The 24,629-nt window shown below is 68.5% G+C and carries 25 protein-coding genes; 15 read left to right on the top strand and 10 right to left on the bottom strand.

The annotated features are described in order from the left end of the window. Positions 1-12: 12 nt before the first annotated feature. Both NQK81_RS34090 and NQK81_RS34085 read right to left on the bottom strand, forming a co-directional pair. Positions 13-378 carry a DUF3817 domain-containing protein gene (locus tag NQK81_RS34090; protein WP_034315490.1) on the bottom strand — a complete coding sequence of 122 codons (366 nt, stop codon included), beginning with the start codon at positions 376-378 and terminating at the stop codon, positions 13-15. Between the two features lie 203 nt (positions 379-581). After that, positions 582-2,969, bottom strand: a complete 2,388-nt coding sequence (locus tag NQK81_RS34085; protein WP_257484732.1) for a GH92 family glycosyl hydrolase — start codon at positions 2,967-2,969, stop codon at positions 582-584. A gap of 263 nt (positions 2,970-3,232) precedes the next feature. On the opposite strand from NQK81_RS34085, the gene NQK81_RS34080 reads away from it, so the two are divergent. From NQK81_RS34080 to NQK81_RS34060, 5 genes are read left to right on the top strand one after another with little or no spacing between them, the layout of a single operon-like run. Next, positions 3,233-4,219 (top strand): LacI family DNA-binding transcriptional regulator, encoded by a 987-nt coding sequence (locus tag NQK81_RS34080; protein WP_034315485.1) that lies wholly within the window; start codon positions 3,233-3,235, stop codon positions 4,217-4,219. Continuing rightward, positions 4,216-5,271, top strand: coding sequence for a class I mannose-6-phosphate isomerase (locus NQK81_RS34075; protein WP_257484731.1), 1,056 nt, complete (start codon positions 4,216-4,218; stop codon positions 5,269-5,271). The genes NQK81_RS34080 and NQK81_RS34075 overlap by 4 nt, the downstream gene beginning before the upstream one ends. Next, complete coding sequence (locus NQK81_RS34070; RefSeq protein WP_126732836.1) at positions 5,268-6,032, top strand: ATP-binding cassette domain-containing protein; 765 nt, start codon at positions 5,268-5,270, stop codon at positions 6,030-6,032. The genes NQK81_RS34075 and NQK81_RS34070 overlap by 4 nt, the downstream gene beginning before the upstream one ends. After that, on the top strand, positions 6,029-7,090 hold the full coding sequence (locus tag NQK81_RS34065) for an ABC transporter permease (RefSeq protein WP_240600417.1): 1,062 nt from the start codon (positions 6,029-6,031) through the stop codon (positions 7,088-7,090). The genes NQK81_RS34070 and NQK81_RS34065 overlap by 4 nt, the downstream gene beginning before the upstream one ends. A gap of 28 nt (positions 7,091-7,118) precedes the next feature. After that, a complete protein-coding gene (locus NQK81_RS34060) occupies positions 7,119-8,108 on the top strand; it encodes an ABC transporter substrate-binding protein (protein ID WP_257484730.1) in 990 nt (329 codons plus the stop codon). A 69-nt stretch (positions 8,109-8,177) separates the two neighbouring features. On the opposite strand, the gene NQK81_RS34055 is transcribed toward NQK81_RS34060, so the two are convergent. Continuing rightward, on the bottom strand, positions 8,178-8,657 hold the full coding sequence (locus tag NQK81_RS34055) for a hypothetical protein (RefSeq protein WP_257484729.1): 480 nt from the start codon (positions 8,655-8,657) through the stop codon (positions 8,178-8,180). Between the two features lie 71 nt (positions 8,658-8,728). On the opposite strand from NQK81_RS34055, the gene NQK81_RS34050 reads away from it, so the two are divergent. From NQK81_RS34050 to NQK81_RS34025, 6 genes are all read left to right on the top strand, one after another. Further along, positions 8,729-9,775: a sensor histidine kinase gene (locus tag NQK81_RS34050; RefSeq protein WP_257484728.1), complete on the top strand. Its 1,047-nt coding sequence runs from the start codon at positions 8,729-8,731 to the stop codon at positions 9,773-9,775. Then, positions 9,772-10,542 carry a LytR/AlgR family response regulator transcription factor gene (locus NQK81_RS34045; RefSeq protein ID WP_257484727.1) on the top strand — a complete coding sequence of 257 codons (771 nt, stop codon included), beginning with the start codon at positions 9,772-9,774 and terminating at the stop codon, positions 10,540-10,542. The genes NQK81_RS34050 and NQK81_RS34045 overlap by 4 nt, the downstream gene beginning before the upstream one ends. Continuing rightward, positions 10,539-10,886 carry a hypothetical protein gene (locus NQK81_RS34040; protein ID WP_257484726.1) on the top strand — a complete coding sequence of 116 codons (348 nt, stop codon included), beginning with the start codon at positions 10,539-10,541 and terminating at the stop codon, positions 10,884-10,886. Before NQK81_RS34045 ends, NQK81_RS34040 begins: the two co-directional genes overlap by 4 nt. Further along, a complete protein-coding gene (locus NQK81_RS34035; RefSeq protein WP_257484725.1) occupies positions 10,886-12,619 on the top strand; it encodes a sodium/solute symporter in 1,734 nt (577 codons plus the stop codon). Before NQK81_RS34040 ends, NQK81_RS34035 begins: the two co-directional genes overlap by 1 nt. A gap of 67 nt (positions 12,620-12,686) precedes the next feature. Further along, positions 12,687-13,028, top strand: coding sequence for a DUF485 domain-containing protein (locus tag NQK81_RS34030; RefSeq protein ID WP_063272717.1), 342 nt, complete (start codon positions 12,687-12,689; stop codon positions 13,026-13,028). Continuing rightward, positions 13,025-14,653: a monocarboxylic acid transporter gene (locus NQK81_RS34025; protein ID WP_257484724.1), complete on the top strand. Its 1,629-nt coding sequence runs from the start codon at positions 13,025-13,027 to the stop codon at positions 14,651-14,653. Before NQK81_RS34030 ends, NQK81_RS34025 begins: the two co-directional genes overlap by 4 nt. Positions 14,654-14,715: 62 nt before the next feature. Here the strand turns inward: NQK81_RS34025 and NQK81_RS34020 are convergent, their stop codons facing one another. Further along, on the bottom strand, positions 14,716-15,459 hold the full coding sequence (locus NQK81_RS34020; protein WP_257484723.1) for an isocitrate lyase/PEP mutase family protein: 744 nt from the start codon (positions 15,457-15,459) through the stop codon (positions 14,716-14,718). Next, positions 15,456-15,920: a carboxymuconolactone decarboxylase family protein gene (locus NQK81_RS34015; RefSeq protein ID WP_016336647.1), complete on the bottom strand. Its 465-nt coding sequence runs from the start codon at positions 15,918-15,920 to the stop codon at positions 15,456-15,458. Before NQK81_RS34015 ends, NQK81_RS34020 begins: the two co-directional genes overlap by 4 nt. 46 nt (positions 15,921-15,966) lie before the next feature. Between NQK81_RS34015 and pdxR the strand changes: the two genes are divergently transcribed. Beyond that, a complete protein-coding gene (gene pdxR / locus NQK81_RS34010; protein WP_257484722.1) occupies positions 15,967-17,346 on the top strand; it encodes a MocR-like pyridoxine biosynthesis transcription factor PdxR in 1,380 nt (459 codons plus the stop codon). Between the two features lie 96 nt (positions 17,347-17,442). On the opposite strand, the gene NQK81_RS34005 is transcribed toward pdxR, so the two are convergent. Together NQK81_RS34005 and NQK81_RS34000 are read right to left on the bottom strand one after the other, a co-directional pair. Then, a complete protein-coding gene (locus tag NQK81_RS34005; protein ID WP_257484721.1) occupies positions 17,443-19,104 on the bottom strand; it encodes a DUF262 domain-containing protein in 1,662 nt (553 codons plus the stop codon). 146 nt (positions 19,105-19,250) lie between these two features. After that, the gene (locus tag NQK81_RS34000; RefSeq protein WP_257489906.1) at positions 19,251-19,931 is read right to left on the bottom strand and encodes a peptidylprolyl isomerase; all 681 of its coding nucleotides are present in this window, start codon (positions 19,929-19,931) and stop codon (positions 19,251-19,253) included. Between the two features lie 146 nt (positions 19,932-20,077). On the opposite strand from NQK81_RS34000, the gene NQK81_RS33995 reads away from it, so the two are divergent. Next, the gene (locus NQK81_RS33995) at positions 20,078-20,665 is read left to right on the top strand and encodes a hypothetical protein (protein ID WP_126732827.1); all 588 of its coding nucleotides are present in this window, start codon (positions 20,078-20,080) and stop codon (positions 20,663-20,665) included. Between the two features lie 113 nt (positions 20,666-20,778). Then, positions 20,779-21,123, top strand: coding sequence for a beta/gamma crystallin domain-containing protein (locus NQK81_RS33990; RefSeq protein ID WP_257484720.1), 345 nt, complete (start codon positions 20,779-20,781; stop codon positions 21,121-21,123). Between the two features lie 206 nt (positions 21,124-21,329). Here the strand turns inward: NQK81_RS33990 and meaB are convergent, their stop codons facing one another. Then, on the bottom strand, positions 21,330-22,298 hold the full coding sequence (gene meaB, locus NQK81_RS33985; protein ID WP_257484719.1) for a methylmalonyl Co-A mutase-associated GTPase MeaB: 969 nt from the start codon (positions 22,296-22,298) through the stop codon (positions 21,330-21,332). 5 nt (positions 22,299-22,303) lie between these two features. Further along, positions 22,304-23,485: an acetyl-CoA C-acetyltransferase gene (locus NQK81_RS33980; RefSeq protein ID WP_126732825.1), complete on the bottom strand. Its 1,182-nt coding sequence runs from the start codon at positions 23,483-23,485 to the stop codon at positions 22,304-22,306. Between the two features lie 131 nt (positions 23,486-23,616). Here NQK81_RS33980 and mce point away from each other — a divergent pair, with 131 nt between their 5' ends. After that, a complete protein-coding gene (mce, locus tag NQK81_RS33975; RefSeq protein ID WP_093937501.1) occupies positions 23,617-24,066 on the top strand; it encodes a methylmalonyl-CoA epimerase in 450 nt (149 codons plus the stop codon). On the opposite strand, the gene NQK81_RS33970 is transcribed toward mce, so the two are convergent. Then, positions 24,060-24,623, bottom strand: a complete 564-nt coding sequence (locus tag NQK81_RS33970) for a TetR/AcrR family transcriptional regulator (protein ID WP_126732824.1) — start codon at positions 24,621-24,623, stop codon at positions 24,060-24,062. The genes mce and NQK81_RS33970 overlap by 7 nt on opposite strands. Positions 24,624-24,629 lie beyond the last annotated feature (6 nt).

Raw genomic sequence — 24,629 nt, 5'->3', positions numbered from 1 at the left:
CTTAAAAGAAGATCAGGCGGCAGCGGTTTCCGGGGTCTTGGCGAAGAGGCCGACCCCACCGTGCGACAGCCGCTGCGGGCCGTCCAGCTTGCCGTTGCGCAGCGCCCAGGACTCGAACAGCCACGTGAACAGCGGCGGGATGCTGGAGAGCAGCGCGAGGATCAGGGTCTTCGGGCGCCAGCCGAGCGGCTTCGCCACGGACAGGGAGACCAGCACGTAGAGGACGAAGACGACGCCGTGCACCATGCCGAGGACGGGAACGCCGCCCTCGCCGAGCTTGACGGCGTACTTGAGGAACATCCCGACCAGCAGCCCGGCCCACGAGAGGGCTTCGGCTACCGCGGCCACGCGGAATACTAGAGCGGCCTTGCTGGACACTTTCTCCTCCTGTGGGGTCTCACCACTATGCGTACACACATGACTACGTCCGACGAGCACTGTCCAAGGCGGACTCGCCAAGAACGTCAACAGCGCTGTCGGACGTGGTAATACCAGTGTGAGGCGTGACGACGCTCACCGGAACACCGGGGGCCGTGATGCTCCTCACGACCCCCGGTACGAACCGGTCTAAACCACTCGGATCACCCGGCGCAGGGCGATTTCGGCGCCCCTTCGGGACCGGTCGCCCACGTCGCCTTCGACGGGTCGTCCGTGAGCCTGAAGTCCAAAGTGGTCCCCCGCGTCAACTGTTCCAACCCGACATACGCCCGCTGCGAGCCGGTTCCCAGCCCTTGGACGTACTGGAGCTTCGACCCGTCGGCGCCGTCGGCCTTGATCGTGATGTCACGGCCGTTCTCCAGATGCACCACGGACTTCTCGAACCGCGGCGCGTTGAGCACGAACTGCCCGGTGCCCGGCACCGCCGGGTACAGCCCCAGCGCGCTGAAGACGTACCACGCGGACATGGTCCCGAGGTCGTCGTTCCCGGTGACACCGTTCGGCGCGTTGGTGAACAACGTGTGCGCGGCGCGCACCACGGCCGAGGTCTTCCACGGCTGCCCGGTCAGCGTGTACATCCAGGGCGAGTGCAGATCCGGCTCGTTGTTCGGGTTGTAGCGGAACTGGTTGTAGTAGTTGTACGGGCCGACGACCCATTCCTCGCGCACGGTCTTCGCCGGGTCCTTGACCAGATCCCCGTAGGCGAAGAAGTCGTCGAGCCGCTTGCCGACGTTCTCCTCACCGCCCATCCGCTCGACGAGCCCGGGGACGTCCTGCTGGGTCAGCCACTGGTACTGCCACGACGTGCCCTCGTGGAACCCGTCCTGGCTCTGCGGGGTGTACGGCTTGCCCGCCGGGCTGAACCATTCGCCGCCTTCGACCTTGGGCCGGTAGAACCCGGTGAAGCCGCGGTCGGTCACCGACGAGTCCCACAGCGTGCGGTAGCTGCGTCCCTTCTCCGCCAAGGCCTTCGCGTCGACCTCCTTGCCGAGCCCGGCGGCCATGATGGACAGCGAGCAGTCCGCGAGCGCGTATTCCAGCGTGGCCGAAGCGCCGTGGTTCGGGTCGGTGTCCTGCCCCTTCTTCGGGAAGTCCTTGTCGTACTGGACGAACCCGTCCTTCTGGTAGCTCGCGTTCCCCGAGCGGCCCTGGAACGGCGAGGACGCGGGCGGGATCTCGCGCGAGTTCTGCAACAGTGCCTGGTACGCCTTGAACTCCTGACCCGACAGCGCGCCGAACCGCCACAGGTCGACCAGGAACGGGGTGACCGGATCGCCGGTCATCGTGTTCGTCTCCTGGTTCGCGTACGCCCAGCGCGGCAGCCAGCCACCCTGGTCGTGGATGGCGAGCACGGACTTCGCGACGTCCTTCGCGCGAGCCGGCCGCAAGAGCGCGAGCAACTGGTTCTGCGTGCGATAGGTGTCCCACAACGAGAAGAACTCGTAGTAGGTCCAGCCCAGCGCGCGGTGGATCTTGTCGTCGAACCCGCGGTAGCGGCCGTCGGCGTCGTTGCCGGTCAGCGGCTGCAGCAGCGCGTGGTACAGCGAGGTGTAGAAGACCGTGCGGTCGTCCTTCGTCCCGCCCTTGATGTCCACTGAGGACAGTTCCTTGCGCCAGGCGCGCTGGGCACCGTCGCGGACCGCGTCGAACGAGCGCCCCTTCTCGGCCGCCAGGTTCAGCCGGGCACCGAAAGCGTCCACATGGGAGATCGCCGTCGTCGCGGTGACCTGCCCGCCGCCGAAGGTCAGCCAGGCGCCACGCAGGCCTTCACCGCCCGCCGACTCCTTCGAACCCGGCGTGCCGCCCGTGGGCGACCAGGTGCCGAAGGATTTGAACGGCTTGTCGAACGTCGTGGTGAACCAGGTCTTGTACGGCTTCCCACCGCAGAACGCCTGCGACTCCACCATCCCTTCGACCGTCCGGTCGCCGACGACGCGGACCTGGCTCGCCGTCACCGGTTCCTTGTCGTTGGCCTGGCCGACGTTGACGAAAACGTTTGCGTCGCCCGATTTCGCGAAGGTGTACCGCTCGACGCCGGTCCGCGTGGTCGCGGTGGTCTCCGCGTCGACGCCGCCGTAACCGGTGAGCCGGACCTTGTAGTAGCCGGGCTTGCCGACCTCGCCCTCGTGCGTGTACGGCGAGGCGTACTTCTTGTGGTCGAACGTCTCGGGTTTCGTGGTGTCGAACGCCGCGCCGGGCCCGACCGCGCCGGTGGTGGGCAGGGACGACACGAGGCCGCCCTGCTCCCAGCAGCCCGCGCCGGACAGGAAGAAATGCCCGAAGCCGCGGATCGCGGTGTCGTCGTAGCGATAGCCGGCGTAATGCGAGGAAATCGGGCTGACCTGCGTCATCCCGAACGGCGCCGAGGCGCCGGGGAAGGTGTTGCCGTCGTCCTTGGTGCCGATGAAGGTGTTGACCGCGTCCACGGGGTCGCCACCGGGCGCCGCCGCCGCGACGGGCGTGACCAGCCCGGCGGGGACGACGAGCGCGGTGAGCAACCCGGCGACGCGGATCGAGGTGCGTGCAGGCATGGGAAAGGCCGCCTCCTGACAACGTTGTCGCTGCCCGCTCACCTTCGACAAGAACGGACCACCTGGTCAAGAGGTTCGTCGAACCCTGTCCGATTCGGGACAGCGACCCGGAGGGCCGTAACGGTTCGAACTCGGAAAACGCGCCAAGGACGAATCGGGCATTGACATCGCCGCGCCGCTGGCGTTCAATTCCGGCCACTATGACAACGTTGTCTTCCAGCGGACCGGACAACGGCCACCGCACCACCGGCCGACGGGCCACGATGAGTGACGTGGCCCGGCTCGCGGGCGTGAGCATCAAGACCGTCTCGCGAGTGGTGAACGACGAGCCCGCCGTCCATCCGGACACCGCGGAGCGCGTCATGGCGGCGATCGAGCAGCTCGGGTTCCGGCGCAACCTCGGCGCGCGGAACCTGCGGCGCGGCTCGACGACCGGGACGATCGGCCTGATCGTCGAGGACGTCGGAAACCCCTTCTACTCTGAGCTCAACCGGGCCGTCGAACGCATCGCGACCTCGTTCGGCCGCCAGGTGCTGACCGGTTCGTCGGAGGAGAACTCCGACCGCGAACGCGAACTGGTCCTGGAGTTCTGCTCCCGCCGTGTCGACGGCATCCTCGTCGTCCCGGCCGGGATGCAGCACGGCTACCTGGTCCCCGAGATGCGTGCGGGCACGCCCGTGGTGTTCCTCGACCGCCCCGCCGGCGACATCGTGGCCGACACGGTGCTGGTCGACAACATCGGCGGCACCGTCGAAGCGGTCGCCCAGCTGGCGAAACACGGCCACCGCCGGATCGCGTTCCTCGCCGACAGCCCGGACATCTTCACCGCGGGCGAACGGCTGCGCGGCTTCCGCGAAGGCTGTGTCCGCAACGGGATCCCCTACGACGAGCACCTCGTCGTGATGCGGACGCCGACCGCCGAGAGCGTCGGCGACGCGGTGAAGCGGCTGCTCACCGGGCCGAATCCGGCCACCGCCGTGATCGCGGGCAACAACCGGGTCGCCGTCCACCTGCTGCGCGCGCTGGCGCACGCGGAGCGGCGTCCCGCGATGATCAGTTTCGACGACTTCGAGCTGGCGGATCTGCTGGATCCGCCGGTCTCCGTGATCGCGCACGACGTGAGCGCACTGGGCCGGGCGGCCGCGGAACTGCTGTTCGCCCGGGTCCAGGGAGATCAATCCGCACCGAGAAAGGTAGTTCTGCCCGTGCATCTCGTAGCCCGCGGTTCCGGGGAGGTCGCCCCTTCATGAGCGGCCACCTCGAACCGATCCGCCTGCCGGCGAACCAGCCGCCGCAGTTCTACCGCGGCGGCGACGCCATCGCCGCGTTGCGGGGCGCTTCCTCCGAGTCCAAGTACGGCCCGGAGGACTGGGTCGGCTCGGCCACCACGATGTTCGGCCAGGAGACCAACGGCCTGACCAAGCTGCCCAGCGGGGTCTGGCTGCGCGACGCCGTCCGCGAGAACCCGTCCGCCTGGCTCGGCGCCAAACACGTCGAGGCGCTCGGCGATTCGACCGGCCTGCTGGTGAAGCTGCTCGACGCGGGCCAGCGCCTGCCGGTGCACTTCCACCCGTCGGACTCGTTCGCGAAGCGGCACTTCGACTCGCACTTCGGCAAGACCGAGGCCTGGATCGTGGTCGGCACCTACGGCGACGATCCGCGCGTCTACCCGGGATTCAAGGAGACCGTCGACAAAGCGACGGTCAACGAATGGGCCCGCACCCAGGACGCGCCCGCGATGCTCGGAGCGCTGAACAGCGTCGCGGTCACCCCCGGCGACACGGTCTACATCCCGGCGGGCCTGCCGCACGCGATCGGCGAAGGCGTCTTCGTCGTCGAGCTCCAGCAGCCGACGGACTTCTCGCTGACCCTGGAATGGCGGGACTTCCTGGCGAACCCGGAGAAGGCGCACCTCGGCATCGGCTTCGATACGGCCATCGAAACCCTGGACACCACCGGCTGGGACGAAGAACGGCTCGGCTCGATCGTCAAGCGCACCGCGGGCGACGAAGCGTCCACTGTGGACCTTCTCGCCGACGGCAGCGACGCGTTCTTCCGTGCCGACCGGCTGCGCCCCGGCCTTTCCGGTAGGTCGACAACGTTGTCACTCGATCCGTCGTTCGCGGTGCTGGTCGTCATGGACGGTTCGGGGACACTCCGCACCGAACACGGTGGCGAGTACGCGCTGCGCAAGGGCGAGACGTACGTGGTACCGCACGACGCCGGTCAGTCCACTTTGGATGGCGACGTCACCGTCATCCGCTGCCGGCCGCCCGCACCCGAGAAGAGGGAGCGATCGTGAGCGAACTCCTGCTCGACGCACAGAACCTGGTCAAGCGCTACGGCTCGGTGGAGGCGCTGCGAGGCGCGTCCTTCCAGGCGCGGGCCGGTGAGGTCACCGCGCTGATCGGTGACAACGGCGCCGGGAAGTCCACTTTGGTCAAATGCCTCTCCGGCGCGGAACAGCCGACGTCGGGGAAGATCCTGCTCGACGGCTCCGAGGTGGTGCTGGACTCCCCCACCACCGCACGGCGCATGGGGATCGAGACGGTGTACCAGGATCTCGCGGTCGCACCGGAACTCGACCCGGCCGCGAACCTGTTCCTGGGCAGGGAGATCCACCGCAAGGGGATCCTCGGCAAACTCGGGATGCTGGACAAGAAGGAGATGAAACGCCAGGCCGTGGAGGAGTTCCAGCGGCTCGGCGTGACCCTGCAGAGCACCGACGTCCCGATCGGCTCGCTTTCGGGCGGGCAGCGGCAAAGCGTCGCCGTCGCGCGGTCGGTCGTCTGGGCGTCGAAGGTCGTGTTCATGGACGAGCCGACGGCCGCGCTCGGCGTCGTGCAGCGCGAACGGGTGCTCGACGTGATCAAGAAGGTGCGGGACAAGGGCATCGCCGTCGTGCTGATCAGCCACAACATGCCCGAGGTGCTGTCGGTGGCCGACCGCGTCGAGGTGCTGCGGCTCGGCAAACGCGTCGCCCGGTTCACCGGCGCGGACACGAAACTGGAAGACCTGGTCGCCGCGATGACGGGCGCCCTCGTACAAGAGGAGGCGGCGTGACCGTGTCCACTCCGACGAAGAACGGCCCCGAGATCCAGACCACAGTGGACGGTGGCTTCGGCAAGCGGTCGATCGGGCAGCGGATGATCGGGGCGAACACGTTCTGGATCGCGCTGGTGCTGCTGGCGTTGATCATCGTGTTCACCGCGATCGCGCCCGCCGAGTTCGCGACGCTGTTCACCTTCCAGACCCTGCTCATCGAGACTTCGGTGCTGCTGGTGCTCTCGGTCGGCATGACGTTCGTGATCATCACCTCCGGTATCGACCTCTCGGTCGGTTCCGTGCTGATCTTCGCGGGCATGGTGGCCGGCAAGACGATGGAGGCTCTCAGCCCGGACGGCGACGCGACGAAGGCAGGCTGGGGCGTCATCACCGCCGGGCTCGTGGCGGCGGTCGTCGCGGGCACGATCTGGGGGCTGATCAACGGTTTCCTGATCGCGGTGGCGAACATCCCGCCGCTGATCGTCACGCTCGGCACGATGGGTGCCGCGCTCGGCGCCGCGTACCTGCTGAACAACGGGTCCGACGTGCGCAGCGTCCCGACCGAGCTCAACAAGACGCTCGGCTACGGGACGTCGTTCGGCGGCGTGCCGAACCTGGTGCTGGTGGCCGTGGTGATCACGCTGATCGGCGCGTGGCTGTTGCACACCACCAAATTCGGCCGCTACACCTACGCCGTCGGCTCCAACGCCGAGGGCGCGCGCCGGGCGGGCATCGGGGTGACCGCGCATCTGCTGAAGGTGTACACGCTCACCGGTTTCCTCGCCGGTGTCGCCGGTTTCCTCTCACTGGCGTACTACGCGTCGACCACCATTTCGGCGCACACCACCGACAACCTCAACGCCATCGCCGCCACGGTGATGGGCGGCACGAGTCTCTTCGGCGGGGTCGGTTCGGTGCTGGGCACGGTGATCGGCGTGTTCATCCCGGCCGTGCTGAAGAAGGGCTTCAACATCACGCAGGTCCAGGACTTCTGGCAGATGATCGCGGTCGGCGCGGTGCTGATCGCCGCGGTCTGGTTCGACCAGCGGCGCCGTCGTCGCCGCAACTCTCGCTGATCCCTACGCACAAAGAGGTGCTATCCCCATGAAGAAGACCCTGCTCGCCGCCGGTGCCGCCGTTTCCGCGGCCCTCCTGCTCACCGCGTGCGGCGGTGGCACCGTCGGCCAGGCGCCGTCGGGCGACTCCGGCGCCAAGACCAACAACAAGAAGCTGTCGCTCATCCCGGGCGTGCAGGCCGAGCCGTTCTACATCTCGATGCAGTGCGGCGCCGAGGCCGAGGCCAAGAAGGCAGGCTACGAGCTCACCACGCAGGCGCCGCAGAAGTTCGACGCGGCCATGCAGACCCAGCTCGTCAACGCGCTGGGCTCCAACCCGCCCGCCGCGCTGCTCATCGCGCCGACCGACGCGCAGGCGATGCTCGCGCCGATCCAGCAGGTCAAGAACCGCGGCTCGAAGATCATCGAGGTCGACACCGCGCTGAAGGACACCAGCGTGGCCGAGTCGTCGATCTCCTCGGACAACGCCGAGGGCGGCAAGCTCGCCGCCAAGACCATGGCGGAGCTGGCCGCGGGCAAGACCGGCTCGGTGCTGGTGCTCGACACCATCGCGGGCACCTCGACCACGAACACCCGCGCGAAGGGCTTCGAGGACGAGCTGAAGAACTACCCGAACCTGAAGTCGGCGGGCGTGCAGTTCACCCAGAACGAGCCCGACCAGGCCGCGTCCAAGGTGACCGCCGCGCTGGCGTCGACCCCGGACCTGATCGGCATCTTCGCGACCAACCTCAACACCGGTGAGGGCGCCGCGACCGGCCTGCGGAACGCGGGCAAGATCGGCGCGGTCAACCTGATCGGTTTCGACGCTTCGCCGTCGGAGATCGAGGGGCTGAAGAAGGGCGAGTACCAGGGCCTCATCGCGCAGGACCCGGCCGCCATCGGGCAGCAGGGTGTCCAGCAGGCCATCGCGGCGCTGGAGGGCAAGCCGGTGACCCGGAACCTGACCGCTTCGCTGCACTCGATCACCAAGGCGAACATGGACGCGAACGCGCAGTACTTCTACAAGCAGAGCTGCTGACTCACCTCGTGTCGTGAGTGGCGATTCGGGTTAGAACCCGAATCGCCACTCACGACCCACGGGACCCACTCACTCCCGCAACTCGACCACCCCAGCGGGAGCCAGCCGCTCCAACGCTCCGTACAGCCGGGCGCCACCGCCCAGGTGACCCAGCGCGTACCTGTACTCACCGTCCTCGAGCAGCACTTCGGGCCCCGAGCCGGTCCAGTCGAGCCGGTAGTGCCACCAGTGCATCCACCGCCCCACGCGCCGCTTCTCCCGGTACACCCGCAACCGCGTGACCTCGGTCCACCGGACCTCGAACACCCCCGGTACCGCGATCCCCGCGGCGGAGATCACCAGCGAGCCCGCCGACTTCCGGAGCGCGAGCAGGATCAGCCCCGCGAAGGCCACGCTGAGCAAGCTGAACACCACCCCGGAAACCGAGCCGGAGAACGACGACAGCACGACGGCCACCAGGCCGCCCCCGCCGAACATCACGAACCCCACCCACGCGACCCGGCGCATCACGACGTCCAGCCGGAGCACCACGGCATCCCCAGTGACCATGCCCGGAGCGTAACCGGCGAAACCACTCAGCGACGTTAGGATCTAGGCCCCGACGTCGTGGAGGAGGCCGGATGAGCACCCGTCTGCCCTGGCGTCCCGCCGCGAGCGTCGATCCGGTACCGGTGCTCGTCGCCGCCCAGCGCGTCTCGGACGATCTCATGGACGGCCTGGCGGGACCCCGCGCCCGCCAGGCGGCGCACGGCCTCCGGCGGCTGTTCGGGGTCGCCGGGCTCGGTCTCGCCGACCTGTCCGGCTCGCTCGTCTGGTCCGGCCGTCCGGCGGCGGACGACGTCGTCGCCTCCGCGCTCGACGAGGTCCTCCACTCCGAAACGCCGGTGTCCGAACCCGGGCTGTGGGCGCTGCCGCTCCACGTCCACGACGAGCTGGCCGGGGTCCTCCTGGTCACCGACGGCAAGAACGCCGTCGCCCGCCAGGCCGCCGAACTCGTCGTCCACGCGCTCGAACGCGGCAGGCTGGAGGCCTCCGCCGAGCAGGCCGCGGAAGCCGAGCTGCGCGCGCTGCGGGCCGAGATCTCGCCGCATTTCGTCTACAACGCGCTCACCGTGATCTCCTCGCTGGTCCGCTCCGACCCGGATCGCGCCCGCGACCTGATGCTCGACTTCGCCGAGTACACCCGCTACAGCCTCGCCCGGCACGGCGAGTACACGATGGTCGCCGAGGAGTTCCGCGCCATCGAGACTTATCTGGCCTTGCAGCGCGCGGTGCTCGGCGAGCGGCTGCGGGTGCAGGTGCGCGTCGCGCCGGAGGTGCTGGCCGTCGCGGTGCCGTACCTCGTGCTGGAACCGCTGGTGGAGAACGCGATCCGGCACGGGATCGAGCCACGCGCCGAGGCGGGGTTCATCCAGGTTCAGGGAATGGCGGAAGGGAACGACTGCGTGATCAGCGTCGAGGACGACGGTGTCGGCATGGACCCCGCACGCGCGGCGGCGATCCTGGCCGGTCACGGCGACGACGGCGGCGTCGGACTGGCCAATGTGGACAGAAGGCTGCGCAGCGTCTACGGGCCGTGGTACGGCCTGACGGTCGAGACCGAGACCGGCGCGGGCACCAGGGTCGTGGTGCGCGTGCCCCGATTCCAGCCGGGGGTGCTGCCGTGACGAACGGGCTGCGGGTGCTGGCGGTCGACGACGTCCCGCCCGCCCTCGACGAGCTGTGCAGCCTGCTGCGCGAGGCACCGGAAGTCGCCGAGGTGGTCGCCGCCGGTGACGCGCTGAACGCGCTCAAGCTGTTGCAGGGCAGTCATTTCGACGCCGTCTTCCTCGACATCTCCATGCCGGGCCTCGACGGGCTCGAGCTCGCCTCGCTGCTGGCGCGGCTCAGCGAACCGCCGGTGATCGTGTTCGTCACCGCGCACGACGGGCACGCCGTGGCCGCGTACGGGATCGGCGCGGTCGACTACCTGCTCAAACCGGTCCGGGCGGAGCGGCTGTCCGCCGCACTGTCCAAAGTGGTCCGGATGGCGGGCAACCAGCCCGACGAGCCGAAGCCCGCGCCGGACGCGATGTCCGCGCTGCCGGTGGAATCCGGCGGGCGCACCCGGTACGTCCGCCGCGACGAGGTCCAGTTCGTCGAGGCGCACGGCGACTACGTCCGGCTGCACACGAAATCCGGCGTCCACGTCACGCGCATGCCCATCTCCCGGCTCGAAGAGTACTGGGAGGGAACGGGATTCACCCGCGTGCACCGGGGTTTCCTGCTCGCCGTGGACGCGGTGCTCGAACTGCGCAGCGACACTACCGGCGGCCTGCTGGCGCATACGGAGGCGGGTGACGTGCCGGTGAGCCGCCGCCACGCGCGCGACCTGCGCGACCGGCTGCTCGCCGCCGCGCAACGTGGCGAGCTCGGCCGGGGAAGCCGGCCGTGAGCCGCGTCAAACGAGTGGCCGTCACCAGCCCGCAGACCCGGCTCGCGCATTCGCGGCGCCGTTCGCGCGGGCGCTGGCGGGTCCCCCGTCTCGCCGCGGGCGACGCCGAACGCGCGGACGCGCTGTACCGTGCCCAGCGCCGCCGAGGGATTCCCGCGCTGGCCGGGATGTTCGGGCTGGTGTTCGGGCTACCGCTGGTGTTCGGGGTGTTCCCCGGGCTGGATTCGGTGCGGCTGCTGGGGATCCCGCTGTCCTGGCTGATGATCGCGATCCTCCCGTACCCGGCGATGGCGCTGCTGTCGTGGTGGCAGCTGCGCCGGGCGGAAAAGATCGAGGACGAGTAGTGGTCGCGGCGCTCTCGGTGGCCCCCGTCGTACTGGTCACCCTGCTGATCGGGTTGCGCGGGGTCGCGGCCATGCGCACGACGTCGGATTTCCTCGTCGCCTCGCGCCGGATCTCGCCGCTGGTCAACTCCGCCGCGGTCTCCGGCGAATACCTGTCCGCGGCTTCGTTCCTCGGTGTGGCGGGGCTGGTGGTGAAGGACGGTATCGGCGCGCTCTGGTATCCGGTCGGGTTCACCGCCGGGTACATCGCGATGCTGGTGCTCGTGGCGGCGCCGATGCGGCGCTCCGGCGCGCTCACCGTCCCGGACTTCGCCGAGGCGCGGCTCGCCTCCCCCGCCCTGCGCCGTCTGGCCGCCGTCGTCGTCCTCGTGATCGGAACCCTTTACCTGGTCCCGCAATTCCGCACCGCGGGGCTGGTGCTGACCGCCGTCGGCGGCACGCCGTACTGGGTCGGCGTGGTCATCGCGGGCACCGCCGTCAGCGCGACACTGGCGCTCGGCGGGATGCGCGCGGCGACCTACGTCCAGGCCTTCCAGTTCGTGCTGAAACTGCTGCTGTTCATCATTCCCGCGATCTGGCTGGTCTCCCAGGTCTCCCCGGAGCAGCGATCGGCTTCGGTGCACCCGGTGGAATTCACCCACTTCGCCCGCGACACCCGGCTGTCCTTCGAGATCGATGTGACGCTTACCCTGCGCGAGCCGACCACCTTGCTCACGCCGGAAAAGCACGTGGTGCCACCGGGTGAGCTGGTCGCCAGGAGCGGCGAGACGCTGGTATTCGCCGAGGGCACCCCGGTTCCGGCCGTCCGGGGCGGTGCCCCGCTGGGCGGGCCGGACTGGCAACGGCCGCTGCTCGACCTCGGCGATCAGGGTTATCCGCTGCTCGGCACGTGGGCGATCCTGATCGCCACCATGCTCGGCACCATGGGCCTGCCGCACGTCCTGATGCGCTTCCACACCAGCCCGGACGGCCGCGCCGCGCGGCGCACCGCGGCGATCACGGTCGCCCTGCTCGGCGTCTTCTACCTGTTCCCAGGGGTTTACGGCGTTTTCGGCCGCGTGCTGGTGCCCGAGCTGTACGTCTCCGGCGCGACCGACACGGTCGTCGTCGCGCTGCCTGCACAGATCGACGACGGCTGGGCGGGCTCGTTGTTCACCGGGTTGCTGACGGCGGGCGCGTTCGCCGCGTTCCTGGCGACGTCGCTCGGGCTGCTGCTGGTGATCTCCGGCGCGGTCGCGCACGACCTGGCGCCCGGCGGCCTCCGGAGACTGCGCTGGTCGGTGCTCGGGGCGGCGGCGGTGATGGTCCTGCTCGCGTTGCCGTCGGCCAGATTGGACGCGGGCGTGCTCGTCACCTGGGGCTTCACCGTGGCCGCGTCGACGTTCTGCCCGTTGCTGGTGCTCGGCATCTGGTGGAACCGGCTGACCGCCGCGGGCGCGATCAGCGGTGTCCTCGCCGGGCTCGTCGCGTCTTCGGGCTCGATCCTCGTGGCCCTGTTCGTCCCCAGCCTGAGCGGCCTGCCCGCGATCCTCGTGTCGCAGCCCGCGCCGTGGTCGGTTCCGCTGGCATTCGGAGTAATGATCGTGGTTTCCTTGCGGGGCAGGCCTCCCGCCTGGTCGACGGCCGCCATGCTGCGGCTGCACTTGGACGATCGCACAGCCGAGACCCCTTCGTCGTGGTCGGACCACCGTTCGTCGACCGTTCGTCGTCTCGGCAGACGTTTGAACCGCTGAAGGTTCCGGTCTCCTTGACCTCTCCTTAACGTGTCGCGGAACACATTCGCGGTGCGAGGAGAGCACGATGAGTACCGAAACGAACGCTCCCAGTCCACCGGAAACGGACTGGGACAAAGCCCATGACAGCGCGGAGTTCAAGGAACTGCGGGCTCGGTTGCGCCGGTTCGTCTTCCCCGTCTCGGCGCTGTTCCTCCTCTGGTACCTGCTGTACGTGCTGCTCGCCGACTACGCGCACGGCTTCATGAGCACGAAGCTGGTCGGCAACATCAACGTCGGCCTCGTCTTCGGCCTGCTGCAGTTCGTTTCGACCTTCGTGATCACCGGGCTCTACGTCCGCTACGCGAACAAGAAACTCGACCCCATCGCGGAGAAGATCCGCACGGACATCGAGAGTGAGGCCAAATGAACCTCGCCGCCGGAGTCGAGGGCAGCAGCCCCGTACTCAACATCACCATCTTCGGCCTGTTCGTGGTGGTCACGCTCTTCGTCGTGTTCCGGGCGAGCCGCAACACGAAGACTGCTTCGGACTACTACGCCGCCGGCCGCGCGTTCACCGGTCCGCAGAACGGCGTCGCCATCGCGGGTGACTACCTGTCCGCCGCGTCGTTCCTCGGGATCGCCGGCGCGATCGCCATCTACGGCTACGACGGTTTCCTCTACTCCATCGGCTTCCTGGTCGCGTGGCTGGTCGCGTTGCTGCTGGTCGCGGAACTGCTGCGCAACACCGGCAAGTTCACCATGGGCGACGTGCTGGCGTTCCGGATGAAGCAGCGCCCGGTGCGGGCCGCGGCGGCGACATCCACGCTGGCGGTGTCGTTCTTCTACCTGCTGGCGCAGATGGCGGGTGCCGGTGGCCTCGTCGCGCTGCTGCTCGGGATCGAGAGCAAGGCCGGGCAGGCCGCGATCATCGTGATCGTCGGCATCATCATGATCGCCTACGTGCTCATCGGCGGGATGAAGGGCACCACGTGGGTCCAGATCATCAAGGCGGCGCTGCTCATCGCCGGCGCGCTGGCGATGACGCTGTGGGTGCTGGGCATGTACGGCTTCAACCTTTCCGCGCTGCTGCAGGGCGCCGTGGACAAGGCGGGCCGGGCCGGTGAGGCGCTGCTCGGGCCGGGCAACCAGTACGGCAAGACCGGCACGACGAAACTCGACTTCCTTTCGCTGGGCATCGCGCTGGTGCTCGGCACCGCGGGCCTGCCGCACGTCCTGATGCGGTTCTACACGGTGCCGACGGCGAAGGAAGCCCGTCGTTCCGTGGTGTGGGCGATCGGCCTGATCGGTGTCTTCTACCTGTTCACCCTCGTGCTCGGCTACGGCGCCGGCGCGCTCGTCGGCGCGGACAAGATCAAGGCCGCGCCCGGTGGCGTGAACTCGGCGGCTCCGTTGCTGGCACTCGAACTCGGCGGCCCGATCCTGCTCGGCCTGATCGCGGCGATCGCGTTCGCGACGATCCTCGCCGTGGTCGCGGGGCTCACGATCACCGCGTCGGCGTCGTTCGCGCACGACGTCTACGCCAACGTGATCAAGAAGGGCAAGGCGTCCCCGGCTTCGGAGGTGAAGGTCGCCCGGATCACCGCGCTGGTGATCGGCGCGGTCGCGATCCTCGGCGGCATCCTCGCCAACGGGCAGAACATCGCGTTCCTGGTGGCGCTGGCCTTCGCGGTGGCGGCGTCGGCGAACCTGCCGACCATCCTCTACTCGCTGTTCTGGAAGCGGTTCAACACCCAGGGCGCGCTGTGGAGCATCTACGGCGGTCTCGCGGTCTGCATCGTGCTGATCGTGTTCTCGCCGGCGGTCTCGGGTAAGCCGGTGGACCCGAAGACCGGGAAGAGCGCCTCGATGATCCAGGGCGTCGACTTCCACTGGTTCCCGCTGGACAACCCGGGTCTCGTCTCGATCCCTGTGGCGTTCTTCCTCGGCTGGCTCGGGACCGTGCTGTCCAAGGAGCACAACCAGAAGAAGTACGCCGAGATGGAGGTCCGGTCCCTCACCGGGGCGGGCGCCGAAAAGGCCGTCGCCCACTAGTCGCCGGGACGGTGCGGCCGGCACCAACGCCCCCGGCCGCACCGCCCCGGTTCCCATTTCCCCTAGTAAGGCAGCTTCCCCGCAGTCAGTTCCGCCAGCTTCGCGCGGAGATCGGCGCGGACCGACTTCCACAGCCCGGTACCCAGCGAGATCCGCGCCACCCCCAGTGCCGTGAGCGCGGAGAGATCGGGGCCTCCGGGCATCGGGGCGGCGTTGACCGCTCCCGGCGCCACCGCCTTCACGAACTCGCCGAGCACCTCCGGCGACTTCACCATGATCGGGTAGACGCAATCCGCCCCGGCCTCGAAGTACGCCTTCGCCCGCAAGATCGCGTCGTCCAGTACCGCTCGTTCGTCGGACGCGCCGAGGAAGACGTCGACGCGGGCGTTGATCACCAGCGCGTCCCCGGCGGCCTCGCGCAACTCCGCGACCCGTTTCGCCTGCGCCTCGAGCGGGCGTACTCGACCTGAAGCGTGATCGGTGTCTTCGTAGTTGCAGCCGACTGCGCCCGCTTCGGCCAGCCTCGCCGCGAGCTCTCCCGCTTCGAGGCCGTACCCGCCTTCCACGTCGACGGTCACCGGAACCGAGACCGCCCGCGCGATCCGCGCCGCCGCCGCGAACATCTCGGCGGCGGGCGCGTCCTCCCCGTCGTCGTACCCGAGGACCTTGGCCACGGCGAAGGAACTCGTCGCCACGACCGGGAACCCGGCGGCTTCCACGAGACGCGCGCTGTCAGCGTCCCACGCGTTCGGCAGGAGCAGCGGGCTACCCGCGACGTGCAGTTCCCGCAGCCGGGCCGCCGTCATTCGGCGCGCTCGGGCAGCGGCGCGTGGCTGGTCACGCACATCCGGTTCCAGCTGTTGATCGCGATGGCCTCCCAGACGATCGCGCGGTACTGCTCCTCGGTGAAGACGCGGGTGGCCTCTTCGTAGACGTCGTCCGGGACGTCGTGCAGGGTCGCGACGTTCGTGATCGCCTCGGTGAGCGCGAGGGCGGCGCGCTCCTGCTCGGTGAACAGTTCGGTCTCGCGCCACCCCTGCAGCACGAACAGCCGCCGCGGCGACTCGCCCATCTGCAGCGCGTCGTGGGAGTGCATGTCGAGGCAGAACGCGCAGTGGTTGATCTGCGACGACCGCATCTTCACCAGTTCGAGGATCTTCTGGTCGACCCCGGCGTTGGCGGCGGCCTTCTCGACTTCGGCCTGCAGTTTGGCCATGGCCTGGTAGATCTCGGGCACTCGCTTGCCCACATGGATTCGCTCGGTCATGCCGTCGAATCTAGCGACGACTGGCCCACGAGTATGGTCCAGTGTCATGGCAGATTCGTGGTCCAGTTCGGGAATAGACGTCCACCTGGACTGGCGTCCCGAAAGCGGCCGGAGCGGGCTCGCGACTGCGATCCGCGCGGCCATCCGCGAGGGACGCTGGCAGGCAGGCGCCGCGGTGCCCTCGACCAGGGCGCTGGCACAGGACCTCGGCGTGGCCAGGGGAACGGTCACGCGGGTCTACGCCGACCTCGCCGCCGAGGGATACCTGCGGACCACACAGGGCGCGCCGACCCGTGTCGCGACGGCGGGAGCGCTGCCCGCGTCGCCGCCGCGGCCCGTCCCCCGCAATCCGGCGCCACGCTGGGACCTGCGCCCCGGCAGGCCGAACCTGTCCGCGTTCCCCCGCGCGGCCTGGCTCGCCGCGACCCGGCGGGCGCTGCACCAGGCGCCGATGTCGGCGTTCGACTACACGGCCGAGTCCGGCGCGGCGGAACTGAGGGAAACGCTCGCCGCGTATCTGGCCCGCAGCCGCGGCGTGCTCGCCGACCCCGCCCGCATCCTGGTGTGCTCCGGGTTCTCGCACGCGATCGCGGTACTGGCGCGGGTCCTGCACGCGCGCGGCGCGGACGAGATCGCGTTCGAGAACCCGTCGCTGCACATCTACCGGAACATCGCCGCCGCCAACGGTCCCCGCGTGGTCGGCGTCCCCGTCGACGATCACGGGATCACCGTGTCCTCTTTGGACAGTCCGGCGGTGGTGGTCACCCCGGCGCACCAGTATCCGCTCGGCGTCACCCTCGCGCCCGGGCGGCGGGCCGAACTCACCCGCTGGGCGGAGGAGACCGGCGCAGTCGTCATCGAGGACGATTACGACGGCGAGTTCCGGTTCGACCATCAGCAGGTCGGCGCGTTGCAGGCGCTGGCACCCGAACGGGTCGTCTACGTGGGCACGACGAGCAAGACGCTCGCGCCGTCGCTGCGCCTGGGCTGGATGGTGCTGCCGCGGTTCCTGGTCGAACCGGTGCGCGCGGCGCTGGCCGAGAGCGGGGCGCGACCGGCGTTGCTGGACCAGCTGGCGTTGGCCGAGCTGATCGAGTCGGGCGCCTACGACCGGCACATCCGCCGCTGCCGCGTCGAATACCGGTCCCGGCGCGACAAACTGCTCGCGGCCCTGCCGGATTCCGTGCTGCCACAAGGGATCTCCGCCGGGCTGCACTTGGTGCTCCAGTTCCCCGGCGACCTCCCCCGGGAGATGGAGGTACTGGCCGCCTGCCGCCGTCGCGCCATCGGGCTCGAAGGCCTCAGCGGCTACTGGATCGGCGAACCGCAGCGCGAAGGGCTCATCATCGGGTATGGCGCCGCCGCGAAACACGCTTTCGGCGGCGCCACCCAGGCCTTGCGCGAGGCCATCTTCGAGGTCACCTAGCTCCCTCCCGCATTTCGTCCTGTGAATGCGGTGGTTGGGAGTACGCACTACCGCATCCAGAGGACGAAATGCGACGGTCTCCTCGTCACCGCGCTCTCAGCGCAGGTCCCAGAACTCGCTGAGAATGCCGACCAGGTTCTGCTGACGCTGCTCCAACACCTCGGGGGTCCAGCTCTCGGTTGCCAGCACCTGCGTGGTGAGGGGGAAGTTCGAAACCGACTTGGCGGTGAAGTACTTCGTCTTCTTGGTGCCGAAATCGAAGTTCTTCGCCTGGGCGTTCTTCGTCCGGCTCAACAGCACCAGATTCGCCAGCCGGTGGGTCCAGTACGCCCGTTCCGCCAACGTGAACAGCCGGGTCCAGTCACTGCCGCGCTGGGGATTCTGCGGGAGAACGTGTTCGACGGTGATCATCTTGGGCTCATACCGGAGCGCCTCCGGATCCGACAGCAGCTCGTCGAGCCGGATCAGCACGTACTTCCGCACGATCCACTGGTTGTAGATCTCACCGCCCAGCCGGTCGATCACCTCGGCGCATTCGTCCGACGTCAACTCGAGCGCCGGGGCGTCCAGCCCCAGACCCTCGTCGAGTTCGCGAAGAAGCTGTCCGATGCGCTGACCACGTTGATGGGTGTTGAAGCGCCGAAGGAGCATGGACGCTCCGAGACGGTCGAGCTTGCGAAGAAACTCCGTCAGCCATTCAGGTTCGAAACGGTGGTGAGTGAACGCCCATAGCGCGGGCGGCTGCCAGTCGAAGTCATCGAGCCGATGCAAACGCCGCAACCAGCGATTGATCTCCGTCGGGTCGTCCACCGGCTGGTAGTCACTGGCGAGGAGGTCCCGGTAGGCCTGCCCGTAGGGTTCCAGCACCTCGTCGACGAACGCCGCCGGACGGTCGGGCAGGAACCCGCTGAGCACGCTGGCGTCGAATTCCTGAAGCAGTTCCCTCCTTGCCCGCACCTTCATGTAGACCATCCGGATATGGGAAAAGAGATCCGCGAACGCGTCCCGGCCTAGATCGACCTCGAGATCTTCCCACTTGGCCGCGTACTTCTCCTTCAACTCTTCGGGTAGTGCGCCGACGACCCTGGACTTGAAGATGTCGGCTGGCGAAAGCTCCACCCCACGAGAGTTCATCACCGAAAAGATCCGGTAGGCGCTGGCCAGGTCCGGCGTACTGACGATCACCAGAAACGTTCGTTGAACGATTGTTCTCGCCAGGGCGAAGCGTTCCTCCGGACTCTTCTGCTCCAAGAGCCTGCGCAGCGCGTTGACGTTTTCAGCGATCCGGTCCTGTGCGTCGTTTGCCGGTGCTGCACCATTCTCCAGGACGGCCATGCCGCCACGGTCCTGCACATGCTTGCGGAAGAACTCTTCATCGCGACGCCGAAGCTTGAGCCGAGGGCGTGACGCCAGGTCTTGGATGGGGTCGCCAGGCTCCCAGATCAGCTTGTCCAGGTGATCCTTCTCGTCGTCGCTCAGCTCGCGAAGTACGGACAAGAGGATCGTCAGAGTGGTCAGCCGCTGTTGACCGTCGATCACCTCGGCCCTCGGCACGCTCGCATCCTTGACCAGGACGACCGAACCGAGGAAATACGGCTCGTCCGGGTTGCGGTCGACCGCGTCGTAAAGGTCGTGGAACAACTGAGTCGCCTGCTCGGTGCCCCAGGTGTACGGCCGCTGGTAGTCGGGGATGGTGAACTCGTAGTCACTCGAGAACACTTTCGACAGCGGGACTTCGTGCGCTTCGAGCTTCTTCATACGACCAATCCACTCCGGAACGTGCGGGCTCCCTACGAGTCGTACGAGTGCCGGATCACGTTACGCGGAGGCCTGGCCTCCCCGTTTCGTCCTCTGAATGCGGTGGTTGGGAGTACGCACTACCGCATCCAGAGGACGAAATGCACCTAGCAGAACCAGGCACGCGCCCGGAGGATGTCGGTCTTCAGGGCGGGAGCGCCGTCGACCGGGGCGGGGTTCTCCGGGGTCGGCTTGATGCCGCCGGCGGCGACGTCGTCGAGGGTTTCGAGACCTTCGTGACCGACGGTGCCGAAGATCGTGTAGTTCGGGCGCAGCGCGGAGTCGCCATACACGACGAAGAACTGGCTCCCGTTCGTCGCCGGGCCCGCGTTGGCCATCGCGAGGACGCCACGCGCGTACACCTTGCGCTCGCCGGTCGGGTCGGTCGGCGCGGGCGGCAGGCCGACGGGCAGCTCGTCCTTGTACTTGTAGCCGGGGCCGCCCTCGCCGGTACCGCTCGGGTCACCGCACTGCAGCACCTTCAAGGTCGGGTACGCGGTCAGCCGGTGACACGTCGTGCGGTCGTAGAAGCGGTGCTTCGCCAGGTGCAGGAAGCTCTGCACCGTGCACGGCGCCTTCGCCCGATCGAGGGTCAGGTCGATCTTGCCCTGGTTGGTCTTCAGCTGCACCGGGACCTTGCCCCGGTCGGGCGTGTGCCGCGGGTCCGGCGGCAGCGGGACCGGCCGCGCGGCCGGCTCGTCCGACGTCTCCGTGTACTGGCACGGCCCCTTCGTCACCTTCGGCGGCGCACCCTCCGCCGACGCCGTTCCGGTGCCGGCCGCGAGCATCAGCCCGGCTCCCAGCACTGCCACAAAGACCTTCGCGATCCTCTGCACGGTTCCTGCCTCCCAGCCGTGGACGAAGAGCAGAGCATAGGGTGAATCCCCGGCGCTCACACAGGTCCGGAAGTAGGTCCGCGGTTAGGGTCGGAGCCGTGGAGATCGCCGAACGACACCAATGGCAGCTGAACGCCCTGACCTTCCTGTACGCGTACACGCAGTACGTCCTCGTGCACGAGCGGGTCATGGCCGGGCTGCCGCCGGAGAAACCGGCCGAACTCGACAAGCCGCGCATGCTCAGGCTCGCCAAGGTCGTCGACGACATGATCCTCGACTTCCGCAAGGAGGACGGGCTGAGCGATCTCGAACGGCGCCGCGTCATCCGCCTCGCCAGGGAGATCAAGTCGCACGTACGGGAGAAGTGGCCGCCTCGCGACGCGTCGCTGACCGAGTGGATCGCCTCGGCCGCGGCGCACTTCTACTGCGAGGAGCACATCAACAACGGTTACGTCCGGATGGGCCGCGTCTTCGATCCCGACATGGCCGACCGGTTCCTGGAACGTGTGGAGTTCTGCCGGGGCCAGACCGTCACCATCACGAACTACGCCCACAAGGTGGCAGACGGCGAGCAGCTCACCTACGGCGAGACGAACCAGCTCGAAGTCTGGAAAGAGGACGCGATCGCCCATCTGGACAATCTCGACAGCGATTTCGGCGACATCAAGATGTACGTTGAATTCTGACGGCTGCCCGATGGACCAGAGTCGGTTACCCGGACGCACCGGTAAATTGACATTCACCGCCGGTGATCGAGATGCTCGGAGCACGCTCCTTTCCACGACCGAAGGAGAATTCCGTGATTTCGGCCAAGAAGCGCGTCCTGGCCGTGGCGGCCGCCGCTGCCGCCACGTTCAGCCTGCTCGTCCCGACCGGCATCTCGTTCGCCATCGACCACATCCCCTGCCGCGACGGGGAGAACTACCTGAAGATCTGGTCCCACCTCGGCGGGAGCAGCAGCGTCGACTGCTACGCCAACCGCGGGCGGATCAGCTTCGGCGGCTGGTGGATCGACCGGATCTACACCGGCAACAACGACCTGATGTATTACGACAGCAATGGCGCCGACGTGCGAATCGACCGGTGGACCGATATCAGTTTCCCGAATCGGCCACCGAAGGTCCGCGTCATCGAAATCCTCTGACCGAAACCTCGTGAGTGGTAAGGACGGTTAGTGCCGAAGGTGTCTTGTGTACCTATTGCGGGTGCACGGGCACTGGGCTTGGCCGGGGGTTGCGAAAGCCACTTTCGGGACATCAGACGTCTCGAAAGTGGCTTTCGCGACACCCCTCCCCGGCTTGAAGCGCAGCAGACATCCAAGACACCCTTGGCTAGAACCGCCCTTACCACTCACGAGCCGCGAAGGTCCGCGATGAGTTCTTCGGCAGCCGCGAACGGGTCGAGTTTCCGCGCGACCACGCGTTCGGCCAATTCGGTGAGCCGGTCCCCGGAGCGCAGGTCGACGATTTCCGCGCGCAACCGCTGCACGGCGATCGCCTCGACCTCGTCACGGGCCCGCGCCGCACGACGGCGGGGCAGTTCGTCGCGCCGGACCAGCCAATCGTGGTGTTCGTCCAACGCCCGGACGACGTCCTCGACACCTTCGCCCCGCGAAGCCACCGTTCGCACGATCGGCTGACGCCAGCTCGGACCGCGGATCTCCCGGCGCACCAAGGAGATCATCTGCTTGAGGTCGTGCACGGTCGCGTCCGCGCCCTCGCGGTCGGCCTTGTTGACCACGAACACGTCCGCGATCTCCAGCACGCCCGCCTTGGCCGCCTGGATCCCGTCGCCCATTCCCGGCGCGAGCAGGACCACCGTGGTGTCGGCCAGTTTCACGACGTCCACTTCGGACTGACCGACACCGACGGTCTCGATCAGCACGACGTCGAACCCGGCCGCGTCGAGCACCCGGACCGCCTGCGTCGTCGCCCACGACAGCCCACCGAGATGACCGCGCGTGGCCATCGACCGGATGAAGACACCCGGATCGGTGGCGTGTTCGGTCATCCGGATCCGGTCGCCGAGCAGCGCGCCGCCGGAAAACGGCGACGACGGGTCGATCGCCAGCACCCCGACCCGCAGGCCCCGCGCCCGCAGGGCGGTGAGCAGCGCGGACGTCGATGTCGACTTGCCGACACCCGGCGGGCCGGTCAGGCCGACGACCCGCGCGTTGCCGGTGTGCGGCGTCAGCTTCGCCGAGACCTCGGGCAACCGTGGATGAGCGTCCTCGACCAGCGACAGCAACCGGGCGATCGCGCGGGGGACGCCGTCCCGCGCGCGACCGACCAGTTCGTCGATGTCCAGCTGTACCGGCAAGGGCTTTACGGAACGCGGATCAGCAGCGCGTCGCCCTGGCCGCCACCACCGCAGAGGGCGGCCGCACCGAGGCCGCCGCCGCGACGGCGGAGTTCGTGGACCAGGTGCACGGCGAGCCGCGCGCCGGACGCGCCGATCGGGTGACCGAGCGCGATGGCGCCACCGTCGACGTTGACCTTCTCCGGGTCGAGCCCGAGCTTGTCGGCCGAAACCAGGCCGACGGCGGCGAACGCCTCGTTGATCTCGACGAGGTCGAGCGCGTCCGCGGTCAGGTTCGCCTTGGCCAGCGCGGCCAGGATCGCGTTCGACGGCTGCTCGTGCAGGCTGGCGTCCGGACCGGCGACCACGCCGTGCGCGCCGATCTCGGCGAGCGGGGTCAGGCCCAGTTCCTCGGCCTTGGCCTTGCTCGCGACGATGACCGCGGCCGCGCCGTCGGAGATCTGCGAAGCCGAGCCGGCGGTGATGGTGCCGTCGGAGGCGAAGGCGGGACGCAGCTTCGCGAGGCCTTCGGCGGTGGTGTCGGCGCGGACGCCTTCGTCCTGCGAGAAGACGACCGGGTCGCCCTTGCGCTGCGGGATCGACACCGGCGCGATCTCGGCGTCGAAGCGGCCCTCGGCGATCGCGGCGGCGGCACGCTGGTGCGACCGCGCGGAGAACTCGTCCTGCTGCTCACGGGTGATCCCGTAGCGGCTGTTGTACTTCTCCGTCGACGAGCCCATGGCGACCTGGTCGAAGGCGCAGAACAGACCGTCGTAGGCCATGTGGTCGACGAGCGTGGTGTCGCCGTACTTGAAGCCCGCGCGGGACTTCGGCAGCAGATGCGGCGACTGGGTCATCGACTCCTGGCCGCCCGCCACGATCAGGTCGAACTCACCCGCGCGGATGAGCTGATCGGCCAGCGCGATGGCGTCGAGACCGGAGAGGCAGACCTTGTTGATGGTCAGCGCCGGGACGCTCATCGGGATACCGGCGGCGACCGCGGCCTGCCGGGCCGGGATCTGGCCCGCGCCGGCGGTGAGCACCTGTCCCATGATCGTGTACTGGACCGCGTCCGGCGAGACACCGGCCTGTTCCAGCGCCGCCTTGATGGCGAATCCGCCGAGTTGCGCGCCCGAGAAATCCTTCAGGGAACCGAGCAATCGCCCGATCGGTGTACGGGCGGCACCCAGGATCACGGAACCGGACACGGCGTCCTCCAAGCATCGGCGCAAGGGCAAAGGGGGTCTTCGCGACCATACCCGGGTCGCGGGTCTCTTGATGGAGCCAGTGTGAGGCGGCGCACGCCGGTCCGCCGGTCCGCGCACCTATCCTGCTCTGCATGAACCAGGCGCTGAAACCGTTCGTGACCGCCATCGACCACGTCGGCATCGCGGTACCCGACCTCGACGCCGCGATCGCCTTCCACGCCGAGCATTTCGGCCTGGAGGTCGCGCACGAGGAGGTCAACGAGGAGCAGGGCGTCCGCGAGGCGATGCTGCGCGCGCCGGGCACCGCGGGGACCGAGACCGCGATCCAGCTCCTCGCGCCGCTGCGTGACGACTCCGCGATCGGCAAGTTCCTCGCGAAGAGCGGCCCCGGGCTGCAGCAGCTGGCGTACCGAGTGTCCGATGTGGACGCGGCCGCCGCGGCGCTGCGCGCGCAGGGACTGCGGCTGCTCTACGACGAGGCGAAGCGCGGTACGTCCAACAGCCGGGTGAACTTCGTGCACCCCAAGGACGCCGGCGGCGTGCTCGTCGAGTTGGTCGAGCCCGCGAAGGACGGTCACTGACCCCGCGTCAACGCCGAGGCGATGAACAGGACCTCGCGGTCGATCTCGGCGGGGTCCCCGTCTTCGCTGTGCCGTGCCGTCGCGTGACGATGGCTGACCGCCCGCGCGAGTAGTCCCGACGCCGAATCGACGTCGGCGATCGCGACCTTGCCGCCCGTCGCGGCGACGATCACGGCCTTCACCTGCCGGACCAGTTGCTGGAAGCGTTCGGCCAGCGCGTCGCGGACCGCGCGGTGCGTGTCGGCCTCGCGCCACAACAGGTGTGACAGCGCCAAGGACCGGTTGAACCGCCTGTCGAGTTCGACGACGAGGCCGCGAAGACTGCCCGCGAGATCGCCGGGGACGACCACGACGGCCGGTTCGATCCGGGCGTCGGGCAGTTCGGCGACCAGCGCGGCCAGCAGATCCGACTTACGCCGGAAGTAGTAGTGCACCAGGCCTTTCGGCACGCCCGCCCGCTCCGCGATCCGCGAAGTGGGCGTGGCGTCGAAACCGGATTCGGCGAAGAGCGCCTCCGCGGCCCGCAGGATGCGCTGTTTCGCCGAATCCTCTTTCACGCCGTT

It is taken from the genome of Amycolatopsis roodepoortensis (genome assembly GCF_024628825.1).
Taxonomy (GTDB): domain Bacteria; phylum Actinomycetota; class Actinomycetes; order Mycobacteriales; family Pseudonocardiaceae; genus Amycolatopsis; species Amycolatopsis roodepoortensis.
This window is presented reverse-complemented; position numbering and strand designations above follow the sequence as displayed.

Coding starts and splice junctions, on each gene's coding strand:
- NQK81_RS34000 (WP_257489906.1), bottom strand. CDS start 19,931: ATGCTCGCGGCCGGCACCGGAACGGCGTCGGCGGAGGGTGCGCCGCCG.
- NQK81_RS34055 (WP_257484729.1), bottom strand. CDS start 8,657: ATGGTCACTGGGGATGCCGTGGTGCTCCGGCTGGACGTCGTGATGCGC.
- NQK81_RS34030 (WP_063272717.1), top strand. CDS start 12,687: ATGAGTACCGAAACGAACGCTCCCAGTCCACCGGAAACGGACTGGGAC.
- pdxR (WP_257484722.1), top strand. CDS start 15,967: ATGGCAGATTCGTGGTCCAGTTCGGGAATAGACGTCCACCTGGACTGG.
- NQK81_RS34050 (WP_257484728.1), top strand. CDS start 8,729: ATGAGCACCCGTCTGCCCTGGCGTCCCGCCGCGAGCGTCGATCCGGTA.
- NQK81_RS34080 (WP_034315485.1), top strand. CDS start 3,233: ATGAGTGACGTGGCCCGGCTCGCGGGCGTGAGCATCAAGACCGTCTCG.
- NQK81_RS34005 (WP_257484721.1), bottom strand. CDS start 19,104: ATGAAGAAGCTCGAAGCGCACGAAGTCCCGCTGTCGAAAGTGTTCTCG.
- mce (WP_093937501.1), top strand. CDS start 23,617: ATGAACCAGGCGCTGAAACCGTTCGTGACCGCCATCGACCACGTCGGC.
- NQK81_RS34025 (WP_257484724.1), top strand. CDS start 13,025: ATGAACCTCGCCGCCGGAGTCGAGGGCAGCAGCCCCGTACTCAACATC.
- NQK81_RS34085 (WP_257484732.1), bottom strand. CDS start 2,969: ATGCCTGCACGCACCTCGATCCGCGTCGCCGGGTTGCTCACCGCGCTC.
- NQK81_RS34060 (WP_257484730.1), top strand. CDS start 7,119: ATGAAGAAGACCCTGCTCGCCGCCGGTGCCGCCGTTTCCGCGGCCCTC.
- NQK81_RS34020 (WP_257484723.1), bottom strand. CDS start 15,459: ATGACGGCGGCCCGGCTGCGGGAACTGCACGTCGCGGGTAGCCCGCTG.
- NQK81_RS34015 (WP_016336647.1), bottom strand. CDS start 15,920: ATGACCGAGCGAATCCATGTGGGCAAGCGAGTGCCCGAGATCTACCAG.
- NQK81_RS34075 (WP_257484731.1), top strand. CDS start 4,216: ATGAGCGGCCACCTCGAACCGATCCGCCTGCCGGCGAACCAGCCGCCG.